The organism is Endozoicomonas sp. ALD040 (assembly GCF_049275945.1).
In the GTDB taxonomy this organism is placed as follows: domain Bacteria; phylum Pseudomonadota; class Gammaproteobacteria; order Pseudomonadales; family Endozoicomonadaceae; genus Endozoicomonas_A.
Window position 1 is genome coordinate 4,173,359 of the sequence record NZ_CP184829.1, and the last position, 24,543, is coordinate 4,197,901.

At 49.5% G+C, this 24,543-nt stretch carries 22 protein-coding genes and 1 pseudogene; 8 read left to right on the plus strand and 15 right to left on the minus strand.

From position 1 onward, the window contains the following. Positions 1 to 331: 331 nt before the first annotated feature. The 7 genes and pseudogenes from ACOJUN_RS15370 to metG form a co-directional block, all read right to left on the minus strand. Positions 332 to 2,002, minus strand: coding sequence for a C2H2-type zinc finger protein (locus ACOJUN_RS15370; RefSeq protein ID WP_422132818.1), 1,671 nt, complete (start codon positions 2,000 to 2,002; stop codon positions 332 to 334). A gap of 297 nt (positions 2,003 to 2,299) precedes the next feature. Beyond that, positions 2,300 to 3,289 (minus strand): rhodanese-related sulfurtransferase, encoded by a 990-nt coding sequence (locus ACOJUN_RS15375; RefSeq protein ID WP_422132819.1) that lies wholly within the window; start codon positions 3,287 to 3,289, stop codon positions 2,300 to 2,302. Between the two features lie 189 nt (positions 3,290 to 3,478). Next, complete coding sequence (locus tag ACOJUN_RS15380) at positions 3,479 to 3,880, minus strand: SMI1/KNR4 family protein (RefSeq protein WP_422132820.1); 402 nt, start codon at positions 3,878 to 3,880, stop codon at positions 3,479 to 3,481. Between the two features lie 90 nt (positions 3,881 to 3,970). Further along, positions 3,971 to 5,284 (minus strand): DEAD/DEAH box helicase, encoded by a 1,314-nt coding sequence (locus tag ACOJUN_RS15385; RefSeq protein WP_422132821.1) that lies wholly within the window; start codon positions 5,282 to 5,284, stop codon positions 3,971 to 3,973. Between the two features lie 105 nt (positions 5,285 to 5,389). After that, positions 5,390 to 5,911, minus strand: coding sequence for a hypothetical protein (locus tag ACOJUN_RS15390; RefSeq protein ID WP_422132822.1), 522 nt, complete (start codon positions 5,909 to 5,911; stop codon positions 5,390 to 5,392). A 150-nt stretch (positions 5,912 to 6,061) separates the two neighbouring features. Next, positions 6,062 to 7,393, minus strand: a complete 1,332-nt coding sequence (locus tag ACOJUN_RS15395) for a DEAD/DEAH box helicase (RefSeq protein ID WP_422132823.1) — start codon at positions 7,391 to 7,393, stop codon at positions 6,062 to 6,064. A gap of 84 nt (positions 7,394 to 7,477) precedes the next feature. Then, positions 7,478 to 9,532 (minus strand): annotated as a pseudogene (metG, locus tag ACOJUN_RS15400) (methionine--tRNA ligase); the annotation flags it as partial. 107 nt (positions 9,533 to 9,639) lie between these two features. Here metG and ACOJUN_RS15405 point away from each other — a divergent pair. The 4 genes from ACOJUN_RS15405 to apbC all read left to right on the plus strand — a co-directional run bounded on the left by ACOJUN_RS15405 (position 9,640) and on the right by apbC (position 12,256). Continuing rightward, positions 9,640 to 9,762 (plus strand): hypothetical protein, encoded by a 123-nt coding sequence (locus ACOJUN_RS15405; protein WP_422132824.1) that lies wholly within the window; start codon positions 9,640 to 9,642, stop codon positions 9,760 to 9,762. Positions 9,763 to 9,963: 201 nt separating this feature from the next. Beyond that, a complete protein-coding gene (locus ACOJUN_RS15410) occupies positions 9,964 to 10,440 on the plus strand; it encodes a DnaT-like ssDNA-binding domain-containing protein (RefSeq protein WP_422132825.1) in 477 nt (158 codons plus the stop codon). Next, on the plus strand, positions 10,397 to 11,086 hold the full coding sequence (locus ACOJUN_RS15415) for a replication protein P (RefSeq protein ID WP_422132826.1): 690 nt from the start codon (positions 10,397 to 10,399) through the stop codon (positions 11,084 to 11,086). The genes ACOJUN_RS15410 and ACOJUN_RS15415 overlap by 44 nt, the downstream gene beginning before the upstream one ends. A gap of 75 nt (positions 11,087 to 11,161) precedes the next feature. After that, positions 11,162 to 12,256: an iron-sulfur cluster carrier protein ApbC gene (gene apbC, locus ACOJUN_RS15420; protein WP_422132827.1), complete on the plus strand. Its 1,095-nt coding sequence runs from the start codon at positions 11,162 to 11,164 to the stop codon at positions 12,254 to 12,256. 31 nt (positions 12,257 to 12,287) lie between these two features. Here the strand turns inward: apbC and ACOJUN_RS15425 are convergent, their stop codons facing one another. Continuing rightward, positions 12,288 to 12,863 (minus strand): NAD(P)H-dependent oxidoreductase, encoded by a 576-nt coding sequence (locus ACOJUN_RS15425; RefSeq protein WP_422132828.1) that lies wholly within the window; start codon positions 12,861 to 12,863, stop codon positions 12,288 to 12,290. Positions 12,864 to 13,047: 184 nt separating this feature from the next. On the opposite strand from ACOJUN_RS15425, the gene dcd reads away from it, so the two are divergent. Then, positions 13,048 to 13,632, plus strand: a complete 585-nt coding sequence (gene dcd / locus ACOJUN_RS15430) for a dCTP deaminase (RefSeq protein WP_422132829.1) — start codon at positions 13,048 to 13,050, stop codon at positions 13,630 to 13,632. A 71-nt stretch (positions 13,633 to 13,703) separates the two neighbouring features. Here dcd and ACOJUN_RS15435 read toward each other — a convergent pair whose 3' ends face one another. The 3 genes from ACOJUN_RS15435 to ACOJUN_RS15445 all read right to left on the minus strand — a co-directional run bounded on the left by ACOJUN_RS15435 (position 13,704) and on the right by ACOJUN_RS15445 (position 16,354). Further along, on the minus strand, positions 13,704 to 14,300 hold the full coding sequence (locus ACOJUN_RS15435) for an OmpA family protein (RefSeq protein ID WP_422132830.1): 597 nt from the start codon (positions 14,298 to 14,300) through the stop codon (positions 13,704 to 13,706). A 479-nt stretch (positions 14,301 to 14,779) separates the two neighbouring features. Further along, positions 14,780 to 15,817 carry a 2,3,4,5-tetrahydropyridine-2,6-dicarboxylate N-succinyltransferase gene (dapD, locus tag ACOJUN_RS15440; RefSeq protein ID WP_422132831.1) on the minus strand — a complete coding sequence of 346 codons (1,038 nt, stop codon included), beginning with the start codon at positions 15,815 to 15,817 and terminating at the stop codon, positions 14,780 to 14,782. A 99-nt stretch (positions 15,818 to 15,916) separates the two neighbouring features. Beyond that, a complete protein-coding gene (locus ACOJUN_RS15445) occupies positions 15,917 to 16,354 on the minus strand; it encodes an ArsC family reductase (RefSeq protein WP_422132832.1) in 438 nt (145 codons plus the stop codon). Positions 16,355 to 16,489: 135 nt separating this feature from the next. On the opposite strand from ACOJUN_RS15445, the gene ACOJUN_RS15450 reads away from it, so the two are divergent. Beyond that, positions 16,490 to 17,233, plus strand: a complete 744-nt coding sequence (locus tag ACOJUN_RS15450) for a DUF6435 family protein (RefSeq protein WP_422132833.1) — start codon at positions 16,490 to 16,492, stop codon at positions 17,231 to 17,233. A 64-nt stretch (positions 17,234 to 17,297) separates the two neighbouring features. Here ACOJUN_RS15450 and ACOJUN_RS15455 read toward each other — a convergent pair whose 3' ends face one another. Beyond that, positions 17,298 to 17,555 carry a hypothetical protein gene (locus ACOJUN_RS15455; RefSeq protein WP_422132834.1) on the minus strand — a complete coding sequence of 86 codons (258 nt, stop codon included), beginning with the start codon at positions 17,553 to 17,555 and terminating at the stop codon, positions 17,298 to 17,300. Between the two features lie 327 nt (positions 17,556 to 17,882). Then, positions 17,883 to 20,429: an AAA family ATPase gene (locus tag ACOJUN_RS15460; protein ID WP_422132835.1), complete on the minus strand. Its 2,547-nt coding sequence runs from the start codon at positions 20,427 to 20,429 to the stop codon at positions 17,883 to 17,885. Between the two features lie 391 nt (positions 20,430 to 20,820). Here ACOJUN_RS15460 and ACOJUN_RS15465 point away from each other — a divergent pair, with 391 nt between their 5' ends. Then, on the plus strand, positions 20,821 to 21,807 hold the full coding sequence (locus ACOJUN_RS15465; protein ID WP_422132836.1) for a pentapeptide repeat-containing protein: 987 nt from the start codon (positions 20,821 to 20,823) through the stop codon (positions 21,805 to 21,807). Positions 21,808 to 21,863: 56 nt separating this feature from the next. Here ACOJUN_RS15465 and ACOJUN_RS15470 read toward each other — a convergent pair whose 3' ends face one another. After that, positions 21,864 to 22,334 carry an aminoacyl-tRNA deacylase gene (locus tag ACOJUN_RS15470; protein WP_422132837.1) on the minus strand — a complete coding sequence of 157 codons (471 nt, stop codon included), beginning with the start codon at positions 22,332 to 22,334 and terminating at the stop codon, positions 21,864 to 21,866. 490 nt (positions 22,335 to 22,824) lie between these two features. On the opposite strand from ACOJUN_RS15470, the gene nhaD reads away from it, so the two are divergent. Beyond that, entirely contained in the window at positions 22,825 to 24,132 is a 1,308-nt protein-coding gene (gene nhaD, locus ACOJUN_RS15475) for a sodium:proton antiporter NhaD (RefSeq protein WP_422132838.1), read from the plus strand. Between the two features lie 28 nt (positions 24,133 to 24,160). Here the strand turns inward: nhaD and ACOJUN_RS15480 are convergent, their stop codons facing one another. Continuing rightward, positions 24,161 to 24,529 carry a hypothetical protein gene (locus tag ACOJUN_RS15480; RefSeq protein WP_422132839.1) on the minus strand — a complete coding sequence of 123 codons (369 nt, stop codon included), beginning with the start codon at positions 24,527 to 24,529 and terminating at the stop codon, positions 24,161 to 24,163. Positions 24,530 to 24,543: the final 14 nt, after the last annotated feature.

Here is a 24,543-nt window from a genome sequence, read left to right on the forward strand (position 1 = left end):
ATCCAAAAAAAATGGCTGCCTGGCCGGGCCGGTCGGTCTCGTTTTATAGAAAAGCACGGGTTTGGATTATCTGTATTGTGTGCAGGCTTGAAAATAAAATCTCTTTCCGACGGCTCGGCAAGAAAGAAGACAGACAATGACAGTAATAGCAGTGCTGTAAAGAGTAAGTATTTAATAATTCTATCCTTGCTCTGGTTTACAGATAGGAAGGATAGATCAAGAAGATAAGTGTGTTTTTAAAAAGGCCGTTGAGCATACCTTAACGCAGGGGCATGATGCAGACCGATGGGTCATTCTGGTTGTGTTTAGGTGATCCAATGACAAGCACAAATCAATCACTTGACTTTGAGTCATCAAGCTTTCGTTTCCGGTGTTGACTTTTGTGATACGTCAGAGCTTTCGCGTTTGGCAGGGTCTTCTGGCACTCAGGGCAGGTTTGTACTCCGGTGTGTACTTTGCTTTTGTGATTCGACAGGGCTTTTGCATTTGGCAGGGTCTTCTGGCACTCAGGGCAGGTTTGCACTCCAGTATGACATTTTTTGTGATACGACAAGGCTTGAGCATTTGGCAGGGTCTTCTGGCATTCAGGGCAGGTTTGCACTCCGCTGTGATCTTTTCTTTTATGATCCAACAGGGCTTGAGCGTTTCGCAGGGGCTTCTGGCACTCAGGGCAGATTCGCACTCGGCTGTGATCTTTTCTTTTATGGTACGATAGGGCTTTCGCGTTTGGCAAAGTCTTCTGGCACTCAGGGCAGGTTTGCACTCCGGTGTGATCTTTTTTTTTGTGAACCGACAGGGCTCTCGAGTTTGGCAGGGCCTTCTGACACAGAGGGCAGGTTTGCACTCCGGTGTGATAGTGACTTTTGTGATCCGCGAGGGATTGAGTGTTTGACAGGGTCCTCTGGCAGTCAGGGCAGGTTTGCACTCCGGTGTGATCTTTTCTTTTGTGAATCCACAGGGCTTTCGTGTTTGGCAGGGTCTTCTGGCACTGGGGGCAGGTTTTTACTCCGCTGTGATTTTTTTTTCTGTGATCCCACAGGGCTTGAGTGTTGCGCAAGGTCTTTAGACACTTAGAACAGGTTTTCTCTCCACTATGATATTGCCTTTTGTGACTCGAAAGGGCCTTCGCGTCTGACAGGGTCTTCTGGCACTCAGGACAGGTTTGAGCTTCGGTGTCATCTTTCCTTTTGTGATTTGACAGGGCTTTCGTGTGGCCATCCGCCCCGACCAGGGGTGCGTCGCAGGTTTTTTGTCTGGTTTTATCCTCTTTCCGGGCTTGTAACGTGCCTCTCTGGGTAAGAGCAATGGAAATCCCGACCGCTTCGGGAGGGCCCGGGACAGTGAACGAGTCATTAATGACAGCAAAACCATCAGCGGTGGCAGAAAGGCCAGAAGTACCCTGGGGCTGAATGCCCGGTTCGGCCAGTGTTTCGATAGGCGCATTGTATTGGGGGAGTTGGGCCTCTGGAAACTCAAGATGACCCATACAAATAAAACAGTCATCGGCTAAATGGGAGTATGAGTCTTGTTCGTGTGTTGCTTCTGTCTGGTCTGTCCAACTCTCTTCAAAATTCGGCAGCCATTGCCCTGGCTCGGTGCTGTCGGGTAATGGTCGCCGTTGACAAAGGCCATGGCAGGGAGAGGTATAACAGTTTAAATCGAAAGTATGCAGGTGTTGTTGAGGGTCTCCGTTACCGTCGTCATTATCAGTGTTCAATGGGCTGGTAAAAGAGCCCCCGGAGTGGCTGGTGGCTGGTGAGGTTTGTTGGCCGGATGATGATGTTGATGGCCGGTATTGTGATGGGTCATGGCCAGAGTTAAATAGCACAGTAGTGATCGCAAATCCGACAACCACTTCGTCAGGTACCCAAAAAAAATGGCTGCCTGGCCGGACCGTTCGGTCTCGTTTTATAGAAAAGCACGGGTTTGGATTATCTGTATTCTGTGCAGGCCTGACAATAAAATCTCTTCCCGACGGCTCGGCCTGAAAGACGACAGACAATGACAGTAATAGCAGTGCTGTAAAGAGTAAGTATTTAATAATTCTATCCTTGCTCTGGTTTACCGATAGGAAGGATAGATCAAGAAGATAAGTGTGTTTTTAAAAGGGCCGTTGAGCATACCTTGACGCAGGGGCATGATGCAGATCGATGGGCCATCCTGTTTGTGATGCTGTTGGGAGGTGGCTGGTATTTCTTGTGAGCATGGAGATTTGAGCCTTGGCTATGGCGACGATCGCCAACGCAGGATTAAGGCTCAAATCTTCAGCGCAATTGGGAGTTAGAAAGTTTGATTGGTATTACTGCTTTGTGGCTGCCAGAGCGCGTTGTTGTTCACGAAAAGCCTGTTTGGCTTTTCTTCGATTCAAAACGGTATTGCCGACCTCACCTCCGAGGTGAGCTTCTCCACGTCGTCTTGCCAGCTGAATCTGGTGTTCACGTTCACGGAAACGCTGCTTCTGATCCGGTGTGTGCCTGTCATAGCAGTGAGGGCAACTGACGCCCTGTTCAAAGTGTTCGCTGAGCTGGTCCTGAACGGTTATAGGAAGACGACAAGCGTTGCATTGATCGTACTGACCTTTTTCAAGCTGATGATTGACGGTGACACGATCATCAAAAACAAAGCATTCGCCTTCCCAGGTGGATTCTTCCTGGGGTATTTCTTCCAGGTATTTGAGAATCCCGCCTTTCAGGTGGTAGACCTCTTCAAAACCCTGTTCTTTCAGATAGGCCGTCGACTTTTCGCAGCGAATGCCACCAGTGCAGAACATGGCAATTTTCTTGTGTTGCCCGGGGTTGAGGTGATCCCTGACGTATTCAGGAAACTCCCTGAAGGTCTCGGTGTTGGGATTGATCGCATTTTTGAAGGTGCCTACCTGGACTTCATAATCGTTGCGGGTATCAACCACCAGAACCTCCGGATCATTGATCAAATCGTTCCATGACTTGGCATCGACATAGGTTCCGACAACATGGTTGGGATCAATACCTTCCACACCCATGGTGACGATCTCTTTCTTGAGTTTGACCTTGGTACGTTTGAAAGGCATCGCCTCGGTGTAGGATAACTTATACTCAATTTCAGCGAGACGGGGGTCGCTTTTCAGCCAGACCAGGAGCTGGTCTATGGCATTTCGGGTACCGGCAACGGTGCCATTAATACCTTCCCGGGCAAGCAGCAGAGTGCCATGAACGCCATGGCCCTCCATGACTTTCAGAAGTTCAGGCTTAATGGTTTCAAAGTTATCCAGAGTAACAAATTTATAGAGCGCACAAACGACGATTGACATATAGGGTCCTGTTGCTGGCCGGAGCGTAAATCCGGTGCAGTGTGTTACAGCCTCCTTCAGGCGAAAGACGACTAACTTTCTGGTCAGGAATCAGACCAGCCGATAAGGATAGCAAAGAGAAAGCACCGGCTGCCAGTGCAGTTAATACTCACACACACTCTGTTGGTTGGTCTGGTTTTATTACATAAACTAGCTTTGCAGCCAGACATCTTTAGCCCAGTGCCAGACCGAAGGCCAGGTGGTTTCCGAGAGGTCGCCTGCTGTCCAAAGGCCTACTTCACCTTCCGCAGACACGCAATAAAAGTCGCCATTATGCTCACAGAGCGGCAGCAGATCTCTGGGCATTCCCTGGTCCCAGGCGATGGCCGCAACTTCAGGCAGGTAGGTGTGAGAGCAGGGGTCTTTAATGGTAACGGGTTCCATGGAGCCAAAAACAAGGTCACTGACTTGCAGCAGAAACTCCCGGAAGTCGGAAGGAATCGGAAGCAGTAGCTGCTCTTCAGCTTCGATAATCTCATCTTCGTCAGGAAGCTCCAATGGTGTAGGTACCTCGACGGCACCTTCCCGGAGTTCATCAATGACATCTTCCATAGCGATAACCTGTGACTGGGGCTGTGGCGGTAGAAAAGCCCCTCATGGATAAGGGGCTGTCATGAGGCTCAATGGAGCCGGTTTTCCTGATTATCTGCGACCTTTGACCGGTCTGCCAGATTGGGAAGGTTTTTTTCGAGTGTTGCCGGAGCCTGATTTGAATGCTGGCCTGTTTTTATTACCAGCAGGCTTTTTTCCCGGATGAGCTGAAGTTGAGCGCGGCTTGCCAGACTTTTTGGAGGGCGCCTCGTCACTCAAAGTAACCTTAACACCGTCCTCAAAATAAGGCACTGGCTCAACGTTCAGGGGCTTGTTAATGAGCTTACGAATGGCTTCCAGCAGTTTTTTCTCTTCCGGGTTCATCAGGGAGATCGCTCGCCCCGGGCTGCCAGCACGACCGGTTCGACCAATACGGTGCACATAATCCTGCGGCACTTTAGGCAGGTCGTAGTTTACCACCAGTGGCAACTGATCCATATCCAGCCCTCTGGAAGCAACATCAGTGGCTACCAGAACCCGGTAAGCACCCGCCTGAAACTCAACCAGCGTTCTGCTGCGAACAGGCTGGCTCTTGTCACTGTGCAGTGCCGTGGCGCTGATACCTTCGTCAGCGAGCAGGTCTGCAACTTTTTCGGCGGCTTTTTTGGTGCGCACGAAAACCAGAACCTGCTCCCACTTGCCACCTTCAATGATATAGCTGAGGATTTCCGGTTTATCCTGCTGATCCACAGGATAGACCGACTGTTTGACTGTGCTGGCAGCAGAGTTTGGATTCTCTATTTCAATTTTGACCGGATGACGCTGGAACTCATGGGCCAGCGCCTTGATCTGCTTGGAGAAGGTTGCAGAGAAAAGCAGATTCTGACGTTTGGCGGGCAGAACCTCAAGAATCTGATCCAGCTCATTTTTAAAGCCGAGGTCCAACATTCTGTCGGCTTCATCCAGAACCAGGATTTTCAGGTGGTCCAGGGTCACATGTTGTTTTCGGATCAGGTCCAGCAGTCGCCCCGGTGTTGCCGTCAGCACATCCACTCCAGCCTGAAGCGCTGCCACCTGGGGCTCTATATCAACACCGCCGTATGCGACTGCTGAGCGAAGAGAGAGGTTTGAACCATAGCGAACGACGCTTTCGCCAACCTGAATAGCCAGCTCGCGGGTAGGTACCAGGATCAGGGCGCGAACAGGATGGTTCTTGAGCGTCCGCATTTCTGACAGACGGTGCAGCAGCGGCAAGGTGAAGCCAGCTGTTTTGCCCGTTCCGGTCTGGGCGGATGCCATGACATCGCGGCCGGTCAGAACCATAGGAATAGCTTTGGCCTGAATCGGGGAGGCTTTTTTATAACCCTGTTCGGTGACTGCCTGAAGGAGAGGTTTACACAAACCAAGGGATGAAAAATCAGTCATTTTGATCTGCAGACCTCTAAGACATGAAATGGGCAGAGGATTGTACAGCAGTCTTTGGCGTTGTGCATTGGGGTTTACCCGCTCTCACTGGAGCGGGAGTGCAACTCAGATCTGCTTGCGCAGGCGCAAGGGCAGTCTGCGAAAATCTATCTCGTACTTACCTTCGGATCCAATCATTGATCCGGCACTGTCATAGAGCCATTGAGCCACGCCATAAAGACCTTCTTCATAAGTATTGATAGCCCCTGTGATGGTGATTTCTCCCAGGCTCTGATTAATGTTCATCACCTTGAGAAAACCCTCGATCTCAGGGCCTTTCAGCTTGAAAGTTGCGCCAGAGCTGCAACCACTCAACGTGAAATACTCATTTTTGATCAGGTTATGATGGAGTGTGCCTGAAGAGTCCATATCCAGCTCATACAGCTTGATATAGCCGAAGCTGTTATTGTCGGAGCCGATTTTCAGTTCCACTTGAAACTGTTCCACCTTGTCGGTCGAGCGATCAAGCGTAACTTTAGACATGCCCGAGTAGTTCCCTGAGGGCAGGTTACATAAGTTTCCGGCATTGACGAAGCTGGCCAGGCAAACAAGCACGCTGAATAGCTTAATTTTTATTAGATTTTTCATTCCCTTCCTCCAATTTTTTAATGGCTTATATTGTTATTGGACAAGGAATGTGCAGTTAAGTTCTCAGTAGGAAGGGATTTGTTGAGGTTAAAGCGGTTTTTTCTAGACTAAAGTCTGAGAAAACCCGCTCTCATAACGGTTCAGGAAGGATTAGTTTTTCTTGCGTTTTAAAGGCTCAAAACCGGCATCAACCGATTCAGTGGTGTCCTGGCTGGCGGGTTTACGGCGCTTACCCAGGTTCTTTTTGTTGCGCTGCCGTGTTTTTCCAGCATTAGTCTTGTCGGAGACCTTCTTTTTCTTGCTGCCGGCGGCTTTTCCCGAAGCCTTCAGCTTTTTAGGGCCTTTCCAGCTGCCTCTCAGCTCCTTGATTGAGCGTTTTTCAAAGCGTGTTTTCAGATAACGCTCTATGCCTGACATCAGGTTCCATTCGTTGGGGCCAATCAGGGAGATGGCCAGACCTTTTTCACCGGCTCGTCCAGTGCGGCCGACGCGGTGAACATAGTCATCGCCATTGCGAGCCATATCGAAATTAATGACCAGCTCAATCCCTTTGATATCCAGACCTCTGGCTGCGACATCGGTAGCCACCAGAATATTGATCTGGCCTGAAGCCAGCATGGCCATCATCTTTTTTCGTTCCTGGTGATCCATCTCACCATGCAGAACACCGGCTTTCAGGTCACTGTAGCGAAGGAAACCGCACAGCTGGTCAGCCAGGTTACGGGTATTGGTGAAAACAATGGCTTTCTCGAAAGGCTCGTTTTCCAACAGCCAGCGAGTCAGCTTTTCCTTATGCTTTTGATCATCGCTCAGTACGACCTGCTGATGGATGTTCTCATGCTTTTCTCTGGCCGTATTTAAGGTCAGGGTTTCAGGTTCTCGCAAAACCAAGTCAATCAGTACACCCATCCCTTTTTGTTGCAGGGTGGCAGAGAACAGCATGGTTTGTCGATCCTGACGACATTCAGAGGCAATTTTCAGGATGTCTGGACTGAAACCAAAATCCAGCATGCGGTCAGCCTCATCCAGAATCAGGTATTCCAGATCATTAAAGTCGGTATTGTTGTTCTCCATGTGCTCAAGCAGACGGCCCGGCGTGGCGATCAGAATTTCCGGATTCTTTCTCAATGTATTGACCTGGTGACGAAACGGGTCGCCACCGGTAATCAGTCCGGCTTTGATCTGGGTAAAACGGGCCAGGGCTTCCGTCTCTTTCAGAATCTGTCGGGCCAGCTCCCGGGTGGGCACCAGAATCAGCATTCGGGTGCTGGAGCGGGGGGCTGGAGTGTTCTCGAAATGATTCAGGGCAGGCAGCAGGAATGCCGCCGTCTTGCCACTGCCGGTTTCGGAGCTGACCAGCAGATCTTTGCCATCCAGCGCTCTGGGAATCACTGCCACCTGGACGGGGGTGGCCTCGCTGAAATTTCTTTCAGTCAGGGCTTTTTGCAGCCGTTCGTGCAGAGCCAGGTCAGAAAAAAGCAAGCGATACTCCTTATGAGAATTCCCACCGAATCAGCTCGGTGGGGAGGGGGAGGGTTTTAACAGGGTATGATTGAGTATTGTGGATTACATGACACGCATTCCGGGTTGAGCACCTTCATGGGGCTCAAGAATCCAGAGATCTTTACCGCCGGGGCCGGCGGCCAGAACCATCCCTTCACTCACGCCAAACTTCATTTTACGAGGTGCCAGGTTGGCGACCATAACCGTATACTTGCCGGTCAGGGCTTCCGGGGCATAGGCAGACTTTATGCCGGCGAATACGTTGCGAGGCTCTGCTTCGCCAATATCCAGAGTTAATCGCAGTAGTTTACCAGCGCCTTCTACCAGCTCGGCATTGACAATTTTGGCAATGCGCAGATCCACCCTGGCAAAGTCATCGAAAGTAATCTGCTCAGCCACAGGCTCTTTTTCCAGCCATTCGTTGCAGGCAGAGGTTTCAGCAGGTTTTTGCTCAGACATTTTGGCAAGTACCTCTTTGCTGGCTTCAATCATGGCTTCGACTTTATTCAACTCGACACGGGTCATCAGAGGCTTGAACTTGTTCACCCCGTGATCAAGAAGCAGGGTCTGGCTGTCGGTCCAGCGCAGAGGCTCTATGTTCAGGAAGGCTTCTGCCCTGGTCGCCATAGCAGGCAGAACCGGCTTCAGGTAGATCATCAGCAAACGGAACAGGTTAATACCGGCTGAACAGATGTCGTGCAGTTCCTGATCCTTGCCTTCTTCTTTAGCAACAACCCAGGGCTTCACTTCGTCAATCCAGGCATTGGCTTTGTCAGCCAGAGCCATGATTTCACGCATGGCTTTGCCGAATTCACGGCCTTCATAGAGTTCTGCGATGCGCTCTCCGGTCTTCTGGAAGTCGGCTGTCAGCTCCGGGATCATGTTGTTGGTAGACAATTTTCCAGTAAAACGCTTCTTGATAAAGCCGGCGTTACGACTGGCAATGTTAACCACTTTGCCGACCAGGTCAGAGTTTACCCGCTGAACCAGGTCTTCTGTGTTCAGGTCCAGGTCATCGATGCGACTGGACAGTTTGGCAGCGTAATAATAACGCAGATACTCCGGGTCCAGGTGCTCCAGATAAGTCCGGGCGGTAATAAAGGTGCCACGGGACTTGGACATTTTTTCGCCGTTCACTGTCAGGTAACCATGAACATTGACGGAGGTCGGTGTGCGATAACCCGTACCTTCCAGCATGGCAGGCCAGAACAGGCAATGGAAGTTGACAATGTCCTTGCCGATGAAGTGATGCACTTCACAGTCACTGTCTTTTTTCCAGTAATCGTCAAAGTTCAGGTCGTCTCTTTTCTGGCACAGGTTCTCGAAAGACGCCATATAGCCGATGGGAGCGTCCAGCCAGACGTAGAAGTATTTACCGGGCTCACCGGGAATTTCGAAGCCGAAGTAAGGCGCGTCGCGGGAAATATCCCAGTCCTGCAGGCCAGCGTCCAGCCACTCGGCCAACTTGTTGGCAATCTCGTCGGAAATGGTGCCGGAACGGGTCCACTCTTTCAGGAAGCCATCAAAATCTGAAAGTCTGAAGAAAAAGTGCTCACTCTCTTTTTCTACCGGAACCGCACCGGAAATAGCCGACCTGGGATTTTTCAGGTCGGTGGGAGAATAGGTGGCGCCACATTTTTCACAGTTATCACCGTACTGGTCGTCTGCCCCGCACTTTGGACATTCCCCCTTGATATAACGATCCGCCAGAAACATCTGCTTCTCAGGGTCATACGCCTGTGTGATGTTGCGGCTGGCGATATGGCCATTTTCCTTCAGCTTCAGGTAAATGGCTTCAGACAGTTTGCGATTTTCTTCAGAGTGGGTGGAGTGGTAATTATCAAACTCCACCAGGAAATCACCAAAGTCACGAATGCGCTCTTTGTTGATCAGGGCGACAGACTCTTCTGGCGAAATGCCCTGCTTTTCAGCATGCAGGCTGATGGCGGTGCCATGGGCATCGTCGGCGCAGACGTAAGTGCATTGGTTGCCGAACAGCTTCTGAAAACGAACCCAGATATCGGTTTGAATGTATTCCACCAGGTGTCCCATATGCAGAGGACCATTGGCATAGGGCAGGGCACTGGTGACAAGTATTTTACGTTGGCTCATTCGAGTACTGTGTTGCTGGAAAGTTGAAAGAGGGTAAAGGGGGGCAGTATACGATAATTCTTATTGCTAAGGCTAAGACTTAGCTGTCAGTGGTGAGGAAAAGTCGCCAGCGCATGACAGGTCTGGTCTGGGTGAAACCGCCCGAAGAAAGTAAAAATACCGCTATTCAATCCGGCTTTACTGGCGTTAAAATAACCGGCTTCCCGTTACAGGTATGGGACAAATTCCGGGAGTAAATGGGTTCTGTCCGGCCTGGCTTCAGGCTCCCGAAGGGATTTACTCAGCACAAAATCTTAAGACAGGTTTCTGCCTCCTTAACGGAGGAATGATCCTGTCTCTGGCTGGCGTCTTCGCCTTTGGCCTTATCTGACAGCGCAGGGCTGTTCCATTATTACAACCGGTAGACCGAAGCCGGGAAGGCAGGTATTGTTAAATTCATGACTGACGAAGAACGCCAGAAGCAAAAACTGCGAAGAGAGTGGGCTTCCGGAGACAGGTCTCCATTTCAGGATTTTGCTCAGGAACGTGGAGAAGAACATCCTGTGTTTGCCCGACAGACGACTGGAGCGACAGCCGCTCAGTCGAAGACGCTTGCGGAGGGCGCCAGGGTTCAGCCTCTGCCTGAGGATTTTACGCCTGATGCAGTTTACATAGAGTTTCTTGAGGCGCACCACGGTATTCCGGCAGACTTTACCCTTGCCCAACTTCCGGAATTCAAGCTCTACTGGCTGGAGACCGGTGAAGCTCGCAAAGCCTGGCAGAATAAGTTCAAGAACCATGTGATCTACCAGTGGAAGCGGGGTCAAAGTGAAGAAGGGCAACGAACTCATAAATCAACTGTCGAAAAACTTACAGACACCAGCTGGGCAGATGGACTCCAGTTCGACTTCGACGAGTCAGACGACCAGTCGTGAAACCTTGCAAAGAGCTCAACAGACAAAGTATGCCATTAATACTCTGTTTACCATGCTGGAAGCCGCCTTCCCGTTAAAGTTTAAAAAAGCCTTCCCAACCGATGCTTCATTGGTAGAAGCGAAGAAAGTCTGGATTCAGGGGCTCGGAGAATTCAAGCCTGCCAGGATTGTCAGGGCTGGTCAAAAAGTTCTGGATACCACTAAATTTTTTCCTGATCTCAGCGAGATACGCGAACATTGTAAGCTGCATCATGATGAGATGGGCTTGAAAAAGCCTCTGCAAGCTTATTACGAAGCCTGCTATGCGCCTGAGCAGAGCCGCGACTCTCGTTGGTCTCACATTGCCGTCTATCTGGCAGCACGGGAAACGGGCTGGATGACCCTGCGAAGTGAAGAGCAAAGAGTCGCCTTTCCCATCTTTGAGCGAAATTACAACATACTCTGTAACCGGGTTCTTGATGGTGAGGATCTTGAGGCTTCAATCATGAAAGGTATTGAAGACAGTCGCTCGAAAGAAGCCGTGAGGGTTGCGGATGAGCAGGCTGAGCAGGCGCTGCGAAAAACCATGGCAAAGCAGGGCATTGATCCTGACTCGGGCCGCTCTGCTTTTGAGAAGTTGAAAAAGTCGCTGTCCAATGGTCAGTAAATTCGTTTTTTACTGGCAGAATAACAACGAAATCATTAGTCTATCTGCCATTCAAACGGTTGGAGTCTGACGCCCATGAGTGTCCCAGATCGTGCTGCGGTTGAAGCCGCTGTTCAAGGCTATCACGATCCTTTTCTGAAACAGGACCTGGTCACGGCAGGTTGTATCAAAGAGCTTTCCATTGAGTCGGGCAAAGTCACCCTGAAGGTCGAACTGGGCTACCCGGCAGAAGGCTTGAAGGGGGGCATTGAGCAGTTACTGGCTGCCAAGATCGAGAACCTTCCCGGTGTTGAAAGTGCCAGAGTCTCTGTCGGCTGGCGTGTGTCCAGTGCGCCGGTTCAGGGTGAGCTGGAAGCTCTGTCCGGTGTCAAAAACATTATTGCAGTGGCTTCCGGAAAAGGTGGTGTGGGTAAGTCGACCACCACTGTCAATCTGGCATTGGCGATGGCCGCAGAAGGTGCCAGAGTTGGTGTTCTGGATGCCGATATTTATGGTCCCAGTATCGGGATGTTGTTGGGCCTGCCTGATGGTACCCGTCCGGAAGTCAAAAATGAAAAGTTCTTTATTCCCATTGAGGCTCACGGCATTCAGGCCATGTCCATGGCGTTTCTGGTGACAGAAGATACTCCGGTGGTCTGGCGCGGTCCCATGGTCAGTGGTGCTCTGCAGCAACTGTTGACCCAGACATTGTGGAATGATCTTGATTACCTGTTTATCGATATGCCTCCGGGCACCGGGGACATCCAGCTGACACTGGCTCAGAAAGTACCCGTCACTGGCAGTGTTATTGTGACTACACCGCAGGATCTGGCGTTGATCGATGCTAAAAAAGGCATCGAAATGTTCAATAAGGTCAATATCCCGGTGCTGGGTGTGGTTGAAAATATGGCTATGCATGTCTGCTCTGAATGCAGTCACACCGAGCATCTCTTCGGCGAAGGGGGAGGAACCCGCATTGCTGACCAGTTTGGTGTTGATCTGCTGGCTGCACTGCCTTTGTCCATGATGATTCGTGAACAGTCTGATGCAGGAGAGCCGACTGTGGTTTCTGAGCCGGACTCACAGATCACCATGATCTACAGGGATATGGCTAAACGGATGGCTGCGGAACTGGCATTAAAAAATACTGAGAAGCCCGAAGCGCCAACCATCTCATTCAGTGACGACTAACTAAAACGGGGAGAGGCTGCTCTCCCGTTTTTCAGAAGCCTTGCAGGTGCTTACTGACTTTTTTCATAAACTGCTTTCGATCTTCCTCTGTTTTTTTGTCCATACCGTAAAGCGCCAGCCACTTTATATCTTTGCAGCGGGATACCACTTTCAGTGAGAGCCTGAACATTTTTCTGGGCGGATTGCCTATCAGAGCCATCCGCCAGCGGGATGACCCCTGGGTAGTAATGATCAGGAACTTTTTAATACGGGTCAGGCCCGGTTCCAGACCTTTAGGTCCATAGGTTGCCACAACTCCGGGTAGCCAGACCCGGTCAAGCCAGCCCTTTAAAATCGCCGGAGGGCCCATCCACCAGGTGGGGTAGATAAAGACCACTGCTTCTGCCCATTTCAGTTTGGCAACCTGGTTTTCGATCCCGTCAGTGTTGTTACGGGTCATGTAGTTCAGTCTCTCTTCACGGGACATTCGAGCTTCAAATTCAATCTCATAAAGATCCAGTGGGTGTACATTGTGCCCGGCCAGAGTCAACTGTTCACAGGTCATTCTGAACAGTGCTCCATTGTAGCTTTCCGGGTTCGGGTGGGCATAAACGACTAAAACATTCATTCTGATCTTATTTGCTGACAACAATCAGAGCCATTTTAGAGGCTTTTAGCAACAAAAACAGGTGTAGCAGAGAAAGCGAGGAGAGGGCTACCGCCTTTGATTGTCGGGCACGTATAATGACGTTTAATAACATCCTGGGGGTTGTGGTTGAGACACTCCCTTCTTGCTGCTGGAAAAATAGACCATGAGACTTTGTGATCGGGATATAGAAGCTTGCCTCGACAGTGGAAAAATCATTATTGAGCCCCGTCCCGGCTCTGGCAAGATCAGTGGGGTCAGTGTTGACCTGACTCTGGGAAACAGTTTCAGGGTGTTCAACGATCATGCAGCCCCTTTTGTGGACATCAGTGGTCCCAGAGAAGAGATTAATCGGGTGCTGGACTCCATCATGAGCAAGGAGATTGCCCTGAATGATGGCGAAGCTTTTTTCCTTCATCCGGGCGAGTTGGCTTTGGCAGTTACCCGTGAATCCATTACCTTGCCCGATGATATTGTTGGCTGGCTGGACGGTCGATCTTCTCTGGCGAGACTGGGTCTGATGGTGCATGTCACCGCTCACCGGATTGACCCGGGCTGGAGTGGTCAGATTGTGCTGGAGTTTTTCAACGGTGGCAAACTGCCACTGGCTTTGAGACCGGGAATGGGCATAGGAGCCATTAATTTCGAGACCATGAGTGGTACCGCAGCCCGCCCCTACAACAAACGAAAAGACGCAAAATACAAGGAACAGAAGAGTGCAGTAGCCAGTCGAATTGCTGAGGATCAATGAGGTAGAGCTCCCGGTCTGATGACAAAAAAGTAAACCCCGGGCAAGCCGGGGTTTTAGCTGTCAGGCCGGTATCATTTCAGAATGATTTCAACACGACGGTTTTCCTGTCTCATCTCTTCTGTATCATTCCCGCGTAGTGGGTGATCTGCACCTTTGCCTCTGACGTTCATGTTTTCTTCTGGAATCCCTTTGCTCACCAGGTAGTCTTTAACGGCCTCAGCTCTTCTTTCAGAAAGCTTCTGGTTGTATAAGCGGGAACCTATCTCACAGGCGTGGCCGACTATTTCGATGTGGCTGTCATGATCCAGCTGACCAATCAGCGTGTTCAGCATTTCCAGATCACCCGATCTCAGTCTGGAAGAGTCAAAGTCAAAGTTAACGGTGGACATCTCTTCTACACCATTAGTAACCATTGGACCCTCAGGCTCAGTAACAGGGTCTGCCATGGCGCAGGCTGTGCCACCGATCAGTGCTCCTGCCACCAGGGCAGCACCACCGGTTGCCATATTGTAAGCCGCTCCGGGGATCCCCATAACTACCCCCCCTTGGGCCATACAGGTCGACCAGTGAGGCTTCTGAGGTTGAGTCTGTGAAGAGGTGGTGGAACAACCTGCCGTGAACAGCAGAGGGAAAACGATAGCTAACGTGCTCAGCATCCTTGCAGACATGGTACTACTCCTATCCATGGTTTTAGAGTCTGGTCTGCAAGAGAATGAATGCAGACCATTTGTGTTGATTATAGGGAGCGTTGAATCCTGCTCCAGATGACTGTTTTCCGGTGGTTTGGTTTTATTGTTAGAGGCAGGCTGAGATCAGGCTGTTTTTTTGACAACAACTGGCGTCAGAGAGGCGTCAGAGGGATGATTTGCTGGAAGAGTGGTCACTTTTCAGAGGTTTCACTTTTCGAGATTCAAAATGTCATGAAAGCTACCGGATTTTGTCGATAGTCATTAGCCGATAAGGGGTAGAAATTAATCGATCAAAGTCGCTTATCTTACAGAGTGGCCATTCCGTTCGATAGGCCTGATAGAAGAAACCAGTCGACTGACCAGAACCTCAAATAAAGTTTATAAGGCTTTGGCCAGAAATGGACTGGTTTATTCATTTAGTAGTCCGAATTGTTCAGAGCGCTGGAAGCCCTGACTTATCAATTATGAGCGTGCAGGTCTTCGTTAAGAGCGATAGCCGACTTATTGGTCAGGCATTCAATGGCACCGGAAATTGAGTTGCGACGGAACAGCAGGTCAGACTGGCCACTCAACTGGCTGGCTTTGACGGTTTCAACCACGTTTCTCTGATCGTCCAGGACATTGACTTTGCTGCCAGCCGTCAGGTACAGACCGGCTTCGATGGTGCAACGGTCGCCCAGTGGAATATTGATTCCTGCATTGGCGCCGATCAGGCAGTTTTCGCCCAGGGAAACGACGATGTCGTTACCACCCGAGAGGGTACCCATGGTGCTGCAACCACCGCCCAGGTCAGAACCTTCACCAATCATAATACCGGCAGAGATACGACCTTCAATCATGCTCTTACCCTGGGTGCCGGCATTAAAGTTAATAAAGCCTTCGTGCATGATCGTGGTGCCTTCACCAACATAAGCGCCCAGACGAACCCTGGCCGCATCGGCGATACGCACTCCGGCAGGGACCACGTAATCGGTCATTTTCGGGAACTTATCCACTGAGTCTACGCTGATGTAGCGGCCTTCAGCACGAGCTTTCAGCTGGCGCTCAGGCAGTTCTGTCAGGTCGATAGCTCCTTCACTGGTCCAGGCAACGTTGGGCAACAGAGGGAAGATCCCTTGCAGTTTGACACCATGGGGCTTAACCAGACGATGTGAGAGCAGATGCAGCTTCAGGTAAGCTTCAGGCGTGCTGTTCAGGGTGTCGTCCGTTTCCAGAAAAGTAATGACACGGGGCTGATCACTTTCTTCAAGGCTCAGCATCATTTTCGCCAGAGCTTCCTCACCCAGATTGACGAAAGACTCTTCAAGCGCATGACAGGTTGTACTGTCCAGCTCAACGCAGGTGTTGCCGCCAGTGTAATCAACGAGCTCGATAATCGCTGCAACCAGCTTTTCCGATGGGTTCAGCAGAGGCATAGGATAGAATACTTCCAGCCAGTCGCCTTTCGTGTTTTTACTGCCTACACCAATCGCAAGACTGAAAAGAGTTTGGTTCATAAATTACTTCCCCTGATATTCAAATCAAATTGGAGACAGCCCTCTGCAGCGATTGCAAGGGGCTTTGTTATTCTGCCTGCTTGAAAAGAGTCAGGCGTTTCACTGAAAAAGTGTTTGATATTGCTTGTCTGAAAAGCCCAGAACTCTTTTGGAGCCTGTGTCGAGCAAGGGTCGCCTGATTATAGCGGGTTGCTCCAGCATTAACTCAATGGCTGAGGCTTCATCGACAGACGCTTTTTGCTGCTCTGGTAGCTGTCGCCAGGTTGTGCCACGACGATTCAGCAGTGCTTCCCAGCCTAGTTCATTGGACCAGGTTTGCAGAGAAGCCTTGTCCAGGCCGTCTTTGCGGTAGTCATGGAACCGGTATTCAATACCGGCAGCAGTAAGCCACTTACGGGCTTTTCGAACGGTGTCGCAGTTGCTGATTCCGTAGAGGGTGATCACGAGGCTACCTGTGTGTCCGCTGTGTACGCGGTATGCAATAAAACCATCTTCTGTCTCACCGGGAGATGGAAGATATTCAAGTAATAGTTTCAAGCGGCTAAGCATACACGTCTGGGTGTTGAATTGCATGAGCCGGTCAGGAAATTCAAAAAGCAGATGGTAAACACTTCTGATTATTTTGCCGACATAGTATGGAGCACTTATTGAAAAAGGTTGGGCTATTTTGTCATGCCGATTAAAGATGACCATCAATGCCGTTATATTGGCGAGCGATCCGGCCCCTGTAGTGAGCCGGCTTTAGAAGGCGGTGACTATTGCTTTTGGCATGACAGGGACGTTGATAAATCCGGTGCCGATGTCAGAGCATTATTGGAAGAGCGGGCTCATAAAAGTACCATGATGGAGGGGTTTTATCTGAAAGGCGCTCATCTCGATAATCTGAATCTTGTCTCTCCTGAGGGTGAAGTCTATCACTTGATCAGTAGTGACTTGAGTCGTTGCAGCCTTGTTAAAGCTCATCTTTATCGAGCAGACCTTTCCGGTTGTAATTTACTGAAAGCGGACTTAAGTGGTGCAAATCTACATCGTACCCGTTTAATAGGAGCAAACCTTCTGGGTGTTAATTTTAAGTCGGCCCGAATTGAGCATGTTGATTTTGGTGATACTTTTCTGCAGGAAGAAAAAGCTCATCAGGCCAGCCGGGAAGGCGATAAACGCCAGTCCAGCGAGTTATTTGAGGAGGCTGAAGAAGTAGCCAGAAATATTCGCAAACATTGTGAAGCGCAGGGACTGTTTCATAATGCTGGTGAGTTTTTTTACCGGGAAAGGACCTTTAACCGATACCGGTTTCCCCTCATCTCCCGGCAGAGGGTACTCGTCAAGCCAACCACAATTTCTCAACTCCCAGATTGCATCTCTCTCGCAGAACGTCTAACTCTACCTCGCACCCCCTCGCCGCCAACATGGCCTTAAATTTAGCGAATCTACCCAGAGCTTTCCTCGCAGTATCAAGGAACCGCTACTTATTAAACTCATCTCACCGATGGACTTGCATAACTCCGCATGCATCCTTTCTTTCCCACCACTGATTGACCTTTTCGGCATACTGAAAAGCCATCGCTCTATGATGCTCTACCATGTCAATCCAGAGATTTACCTCAATTTGACTCGGAGCCTTAACCTTCAACTCCGCCAGTACCTCAGACCTCTCAGCTTCCAGCCTCCTAATCAGCGACTCACTTGGAGCCTTATCCCTAAGTTCTGCCATAACTTCTTCATATTCGTCGTCCGTCACTCACCCCTCTGATACTTCAAAACGCTGTTCTTACTAATCCGGAAGTACTTCATAAGCTCCCGAATCTTCCACCCACCGGATCTCAAATCCTTAATCATCCGTTTTTCCTTATCTGATAAATGCTTTCTCATGATTAGCCCTCTAACGCGCCCATTAAAAAAAATCGAAACCCTCACTGCACCTACCTTTCCGACTTCCTTAAATTTATTTTAAGGAGCCCAGCAACAACCCATCGAAAAGGCAAAAACACAGACGACACATACAAAAAAGGCGACCCACAAAGGAATCGCCTAAAAAGAAAGGAAAAACGGAAAGATTATCTGGCAGTTACTTTCTTCTGCTCTTCAGATCCTTGAAGAACGCCCGGAACTTCTCGATATCCTGCTTAACTTCATCAGGAGGAGGGAAGGTGACTCCACTCTCTACCGCGTTATCATGGCAGTACTGGGAGCATAGATCCTGAACCCAATTGATAGCCTCAATATCCTCAGGCTTTGTATCCAAGAGATACCGCGCATTACCCGGCTTGATATCAGTACTGAATCGAGTAACCATCTTCTTAATCAGCACCTCCTCAATAAGCCTCTCCAGCGTCTTCCTCATATCCCCATACAGACTCTTCACATGGTACTTATAAGCCTCCTCGGAATCCTCATATACAGTCCTCAGGGTAGGGATACGACGATCAAGAGAGTCTATCCGCTGCGCCGTTCCCATAGCATTCCAAGGCAACTCACTCATGATCTTCCCAGACTTACGCCCGCCCCTCGTGATACCTATCTCATGGATCTCATCAGCCACATCCTTAAGCATCATCACGAAAGTCAGATCATGCGTCAGGACAACCACCTGCCTATGCTTGGACTCCTCAGTAATCCGTTCGGCAAACTTTAGACGCCACTTGTGATCAAGGGAGTTAACAGGATCATCGAATATCACCGCAGATTTCCTATTATCCACCCTCAAGTCAGAGAAGAACCCAGCCAAAGAGATACACTTCTGCTCACCCTCACTCGCAATATCAGGAAGCTTTCCATTATTCCCGGATAGCTTGAGGCTCAACAGCTGATTACCCTTGGAGCCCTTAGTTGCCGCCAAAACGGGGAGATTGTTAAACCCAAGCTTACCCAGCTCCTCCTCAAAGAATTCTCCTATACGGCCAATGGTGCCAGAGCTACTAATCTCAGAGTTCTTTCTGGTTATGCTGGTGGCTCTACAGGAAGTCAGCAGGGTATCAAACTTACCCCTCAGCTTTGCCTTATCGATCTCTCCGAGAATCCCGGTCTTAAACTCCATTATTGCCTTACGGTCTTTGATCTCCTGAATGCTCCGCAGCTTTTCAGCAATAAGCCTTTCCCTACCTTCATCCCTATTCAGCTCTGCTTCCTTCTTAGTGAGAGACTGAATCTGCCCCTGCAACCATTCTATAGGTCTCATATCAAGAGGCTCGTAGGTAAATCCCGGCTCCCTAAGCAAATCATCACGCCTCCCCTTGAGGGCAGCCAGCAAAGCCTCAAAGCGTTCCCCCGCCTCTGGGATTCGATCAGCAATCTCCTCAAGAATTGGAAGGTATGGCTGGTGGTTCACATCAAGCCCCCTAACAGCCTTCAGAGCAGCATCCCGCTTACCCAAGGCGTCCTCGGATTGCTGATGTATCTCACTGGATAGGTACTTCTGGAAACCCGCCAGCCTCTCAGCAGACTCCTCACCAACAGTCTGAAGGCAAGTAGGGCAGGTATCACCTTCCCTCGGAGGAAACCCCAGATCAGGATGAGATGAGGCAACGAACTTCTCAACAGCCTTCCACATGATCAACCATTGAGAGGAACCTATTTCACCATGGTAAAGGTCAGAGAACGCCTCCTTAGCCATCGCAGAGGAAAGCTGCTTGGTATCCTTAACCCTCTGAAAGAGCCCCTTCAGCTCCTCTACAGCCTTATCCCCGAGCCCTTCCCGAAGAGTCATAAGGAACTTCAATAAAGGCTCAAGATGACGCTTACGGGCTTGATAATTCTGCTTCAGCGCCTCTGGAGAGTTGTTTACCAGCTCATGATATTCCTTCTCGAGAGGCTCAAGGGACTTCAACTCGTCCGCCGTAGCGCACAAGGCTTCGACCTGCTCAAGAGTAGTCTTATCGGTAATCCTGAAAGTACTTGGCTTCGTACCTTCATGCATCTGAGGAAGGATTAAGTTACTCTGAGCCTGCATCTTCTCGGTATTAGCCCGCGTCTTCACGTACTCCGCCGCCTTATACAGCTCATCCAGCAGACTCAGAGCTGCCGGTTTGTATTCAATAACACCATCCTTAGATAAATAGTGTGCAGAAGAGGATGAATCGAAGACCCTAATAGACTTAAGGGCTGGCTGGTGGATGCTGTCCTTCACCCATCTATGCGTCTCCTGAGCACCATCAGAGTCAAGGGTAATAACCGCAGAAGGGACACCATTAGAAGGCTCAAATATATTCGGGAGAATTTCTGGTGCATCCCCTCGAGTCAAACAAGCATTCTTGAGGATCTTGGCATAGCTGGATTTACCCGCACCATTCTCACCATAGATAACAATAATGCCATCCCGAGGAAGCCGCATAGTCTGATCTGAAGAGAGCGAGCAGACATTATTAACCTGACTAATAGATTCGAGGGTATACGCCCGCTCTTCCTCTTCAAACCCGACAGGCTTCACCGTCGAAACCCTATCATCATAATCAGGGCTCTTCTCGACAAAGTCATACTCCATCTTGGCCGTCTGGTATATTTCCTCGAACCCCTGATTAGAGATTATCTGATTATCCAAGGCCACTCTGATCGCGTACCGCCACCAGCCCGGCTTCCCCTCATTCACCCACTTTGCTATCTGCTCGACAATAGTCATAGCGACTCCATCTACCATTATTCGTAGGCATACGATAACCCGGAAGAGGATCTTGAATCACTGGTAAAAGGCTTGTTTGTGAGGTCTATCAATGAATGGGCGACTTATATTGTCTAACTATACAAAAAAGCTCGCAGTTGCTGATTCCGTAGAGGGTGATCACGAGGCTACCTGTGTGTCCGCTGTGTACGCGGTATGCAATAAAACCATCTTCTGTCTCACCGGGAGATGGAAGATATTCAAGTAATAGTTTCAAGCGGCTAAGCATACACGTCTGGGTGTTGAATTGCATGAGCCGGTCAGGAAATTCAAAAAGCAGATGGTAAACACTTCTGATTATTTTGCCGACACAGTATGGAGCACTTATTGAAAAAGGTTGGGCTATTTTGTCATGCCGATTAAAGATGACCATCGATGCCGTTATATTGGCGAGCGATCCGGCCCCTGTAGTGAGCCGGCTTTAGAAGGCAGTGACTATTGCTTTTGGCATGACAGGGACGTTGATAAATCCGGTGCCGATGTCAGAGCATTATTGGAAGAGCGGGCTCATAAAAGTACCATGATGGAGGGGTTTTATCTGAAAGGCGCTCATCTCGATAATCTGAATCTTGTCTCTCCTGAGGGTGAAGTCTATCACTTGATCAGTAGTGACTTGAGTCGTTGCAGCCTTGTTAAAGCTCATCTTTATCGAGCAGACCTTTCCGGTTGTAATTTACTGAAAGCGGACTTAAGTGGTGCAAATCTACATCGTACCCGTTTAATAGGAGCAAACCTTCTGGGTGTTAATTTTAAGTCGGCCCGAATTGAGCATGTTGATTTTGGTGATACTTTTCTGCAGGAAGAAAAAGCTCATCAGGCCAGCCGGGAAGGCGATAAACGCCAGTCCAGCGAGTTATTTGAGGAGGCTGAAGAAGTAGCCAGAAATATTCGCAAACATTGTGAAGCGCAGGGACTGTTTCATAATGCTGGTGAGTTTTTTTACCGGGAAAGGACCTTCAACCGATACCGGTTTCCCCTCATCTCCCGGCAGAGGGTGGTTTCAAAGATTGTCGATCTGCTCAGCGGCTATGGCGAAAAGCCCGAAAGAGTGGTTCTGTTTTCAGTGTCATTTATTGTCTTCTTTTCCCTTTTTTATTTCTTTTTGGGTATTGAGGATAGCGGGACAATGGTTCAGTACCAGTCGGGCCAGCCTTTTTATAATAATCTGATTAATTGGCTGGAGGCACTTTACTTCAGTGTCGTGACCTTTACCACACTGGGCTACGGAGATCTGGCTCCCGTGGGTCTTTCAAGATTGTTTGCAGCCATTGAGGCCTTTATTGGCAGCTTCACGCTGGCACTCTTTGTGGTGGTTTTTGTAAAAAAAATGACCCGCTGAAGAGAGCCGTCACTGGCTATAGAGTCTTCAGCGGTTATCGACCCTCAGCTGTTTTTTCAGTTGCAATAGGCTTCCATTTCGTCTGGGTCGCAACTGATGGCAGCATGGGTTTCTCCCTGAAGCAATGCCTTGAACTGATTACGGTTCATATGAATCAGCTCCCTGTGGTTACCAGACTCCAGATACAGGTCCTGTAATGAATTCAATTCGTCATCCCAGCAGGTGGTCATGCCATAAGCAGTGCCGATAGCAGGAATCGAACCATCCTCACAGTCCGGGAAAAGGTGTTTCAATTCCTGTTCTGAAACCAGATTCAGATGTCGATCCAGCTTGGCGTTGATCCAGCGCAGCATGAGTTTGTTCATTGAGGGCATGACAGCGATGACATAACCCCTGTTGTCCCTGAGAACGACAGCTTTCGTCATATTCTTGACTGGAATACAGGCGGAGTGTGCCGTATTCATCGCTCTTTCTGAGTATGGGTGGGAAACAAGTTCGTATTCCGCATTATGTTGGTTTAGAAACATGTGCAGTTTCCGGGCGATGCTCATCTTCACGTCCCCGCACGAAGGTTAGAAAAGTCGTAATTAAAGAGACTACGCCCAAGTGTATATGGATTATTTCAGAGTGCTGTGCCCTCAGGCCTAAATAGTAAGATGAAAATTGTATATAAAAGTCGATTGTAATCTGTTTCTACTCTTTAACCGACGCTTCATACCCTGCATGTCTGAGCAGATTTCACAAAAAATATTTTATATCGAAAGTAAATAGTCAGGGTGTCGATTTATTAGACAGGAATCCACTGAAATGAGTTGGGCTGGCTCAAATTGGATCTCACAGGCGGTTGGCTTATCGTTATTCAATCAGTATCATTTGCGCGTTTTTGGACCCTGACTCATTTAAAAATTAAAGGAAATCATAGTGAATTTCTCTGGACTGAGAAGGCCTTCCCTGCTTGCCGGGGCAGGTTTGTTTGCTCTTCCGCAGAACTCTTTTGCGGCAGAGGAGTTGTTGAGGATGACAACTCACCCCATCGCCTGGTTGTGTATTGTCATTTTTACTCTGGCTTATATTGCCGTGATGGCGGAAGAGAAGTTACATCTCAGTAAGTCAAAACCGGTCATTCTGGCTGCCGGTATCATCTGGGCCCTCATTGCCTGGCTGGCCGTCGGAGAGGGAGTATCCCACGAAAGCTTATCCAGAGCGGTCATGCATGACCTGGAAGAATATTCGGCCATGTTCTTGTTTCTGCTGGTGGCGATGACCTACATCAATGCCATGGAAGAGCGTCAGGTATTCGATTCACTTCGCAGTTGGCTGATCCGAAAGGGGTTCAGTTATCGTCAACTCTTCTGGGTAACCGGAGTGCTGGCCTTCTTTATTTCACCGATTGCCGATAACCTGACGACGGCTCTGTTGATGGGTGCCGTCATTATGTCCGTCGGACAGGGAAACCCTGCTTTTGTCACCCTGGCAATGATCAATGTGGTTGTAGCGTCCAATGCCGGTGGAGCTTTCAGTCCTTTTGGTGATATCACAACGTTGATGGTTTGGCAGGCTGACAAGGTTGAGTTTTTCACATTCTTTACTTTATTTATTCCCTCGGTTGTGAATTTTATTATCCCGGCGACCATCATGAATTTCTTTATTGATAATGGTCGCCCGGCGGCCCTCGAAGACCATTCAGGTATTCGCCGGGGTGGGTGGGCTATCTGTGTGCTGTTCCTGATCACGATTGTACTGGCCGTTTGTTTTGAGAGCTTCTTCGGACTGCCCCCTTTTATGGGCATGATGACCGGACTTTCGCTGTTGATGTTCTATACCTATTTCCTGCGATTGAAAGGGCTGACCGCCAGTCAGATTATGCCTTCGATGGACGACGAGAAAAAAGAAGATCTGGATATTTTCAAACGGATTGCCCACGCCGAGTGGGACACCCTGCTGTTCTTTTTTGGTGTCATTTTCTCTGTAGGGGGCTTGCGTTATCTGGGTTACCTGGAGCTGATTTCCGAAAGCATGTACACCGGTATAGGTGCCACCTGGACGAACATTGCAGCCGGAGTCTTCTCTGCGATTCTGGATAACATTCCAGTCATGTTTGCCATTCTGGGAATGAACCCTGAAATGGATACATTCCAGTGGCTGCTGATTACCCTGACCGCAGGGGTAGGCGGCAGTTTACTGTCAATAGGCTCCGCTGCCGGCGTCGGTCTGATGGGAACGGCCAAAGGCCAATATACCTTCCTGGGCCATTTGAAGTGGAGCTGGGCCATTGCCCTGGGATATGCCGCCAGTATTGCAACCCACTTCCTGGTGAACGGTTGAAGTGAAAGGCAGGGGATAATTCCTGTTCTCATTGCGCCAGAACAGGTTCTCCCTGATAAACAATATAGGGTGAGCAGCTGCCTGAAGTAAGGATATTAACAATCGCCTTGTGACGGCTAGAAGGTTTTGGCGCTCGCCCAACATTGCTGATAGGCATCACAAGACCTTCAGGTTCAATATCGTGCTTCCTGAACCATACCAGATCCTGCTTTGTATCGGGAAAGAAGTCCAGTTCAGCAAGGTCTCCCTTCACTTCATTAATCAGCATCGTTCCCCTGACAGGCTGGTAGTAACAGCTGATTGATTCCAGAGGATTGGCACAGCCAGCCAACAGAATGGATGGGAGTATCCATGCTGCGATGGGAAGAGATGTTCTGGAATGATCAGATCTTTTCAAACCTGAAGCTCCTT

Excerpts from the sequence above, each read along its gene's own strand:
- ACOJUN_RS15470 (WP_422132837.1), bottom strand. The coding sequence starts at position 22,334 with ATGTTTCTAAACCAACATAATGCGGAATACGAACTTGTTTCCCACCCA.
- ACOJUN_RS15410 (WP_422132825.1), top strand. The coding sequence starts at position 9,964 with ATGACTGACGAAGAACGCCAGAAGCAAAAACTGCGAAGAGAGTGGGCT.
- ACOJUN_RS15435 (WP_422132830.1), bottom strand. The coding sequence starts at position 14,300 with ATGTCTGCAAGGATGCTGAGCACGTTAGCTATCGTTTTCCCTCTGCTG.
- ACOJUN_RS15380 (WP_422132820.1), bottom strand. The coding sequence starts at position 3,880 with ATGGAAGATGTCATTGATGAACTCCGGGAAGGTGCCGTCGAGGTACCT.
- ACOJUN_RS15460 (WP_422132835.1), bottom strand. The coding sequence starts at position 20,429 with ATGACTATTGTCGAGCAGATAGCAAAGTGGGTGAATGAGGGGAAGCCG.
- ACOJUN_RS15415 (WP_422132826.1), top strand. The coding sequence starts at position 10,397 with ATGGACTCCAGTTCGACTTCGACGAGTCAGACGACCAGTCGTGAAACC.
- ACOJUN_RS15465 (WP_422132836.1), top strand. The coding sequence starts at position 20,821 with ATGCCGATTAAAGATGACCATCGATGCCGTTATATTGGCGAGCGATCC.
- ACOJUN_RS15385 (WP_422132821.1), bottom strand. The coding sequence starts at position 5,284 with ATGACTGATTTTTCATCCCTTGGTTTGTGTAAACCTCTCCTTCAGGCA.
- apbC (WP_422132827.1), top strand. The coding sequence starts at position 11,162 with ATGAGTGTCCCAGATCGTGCTGCGGTTGAAGCCGCTGTTCAAGGCTAT.
- dcd (WP_422132829.1), top strand. The coding sequence starts at position 13,048 with ATGAGACTTTGTGATCGGGATATAGAAGCTTGCCTCGACAGTGGAAAA.
- ACOJUN_RS15450 (WP_422132833.1), top strand. The coding sequence starts at position 16,490 with ATGCCGATTAAAGATGACCATCAATGCCGTTATATTGGCGAGCGATCC.
- dapD (WP_422132831.1), bottom strand. The coding sequence starts at position 15,817 with ATGAACCAAACTCTTTTCAGTCTTGCGATTGGTGTAGGCAGTAAAAAC.
- nhaD (WP_422132838.1), top strand. The coding sequence starts at position 22,825 with ATGACAACTCACCCCATCGCCTGGTTGTGTATTGTCATTTTTACTCTG.
- ACOJUN_RS15375 (WP_422132819.1), bottom strand. The coding sequence starts at position 3,289 with ATGTCAATCGTCGTTTGTGCGCTCTATAAATTTGTTACTCTGGATAAC.
- ACOJUN_RS15405 (WP_422132824.1), top strand. The coding sequence starts at position 9,640 with ATGACAGGTCTGGTCTGGGTGAAACCGCCCGAAGAAAGTAAAAATACC.
- ACOJUN_RS15390 (WP_422132822.1), bottom strand. The coding sequence starts at position 5,911 with ATGAAAAATCTAATAAAAATTAAGCTATTCAGCGTGCTTGTTTGCCTG.
- ACOJUN_RS15425 (WP_422132828.1), bottom strand. The coding sequence starts at position 12,863 with ATGAATGTTTTAGTCGTTTATGCCCACCCGAACCCGGAAAGCTACAAT.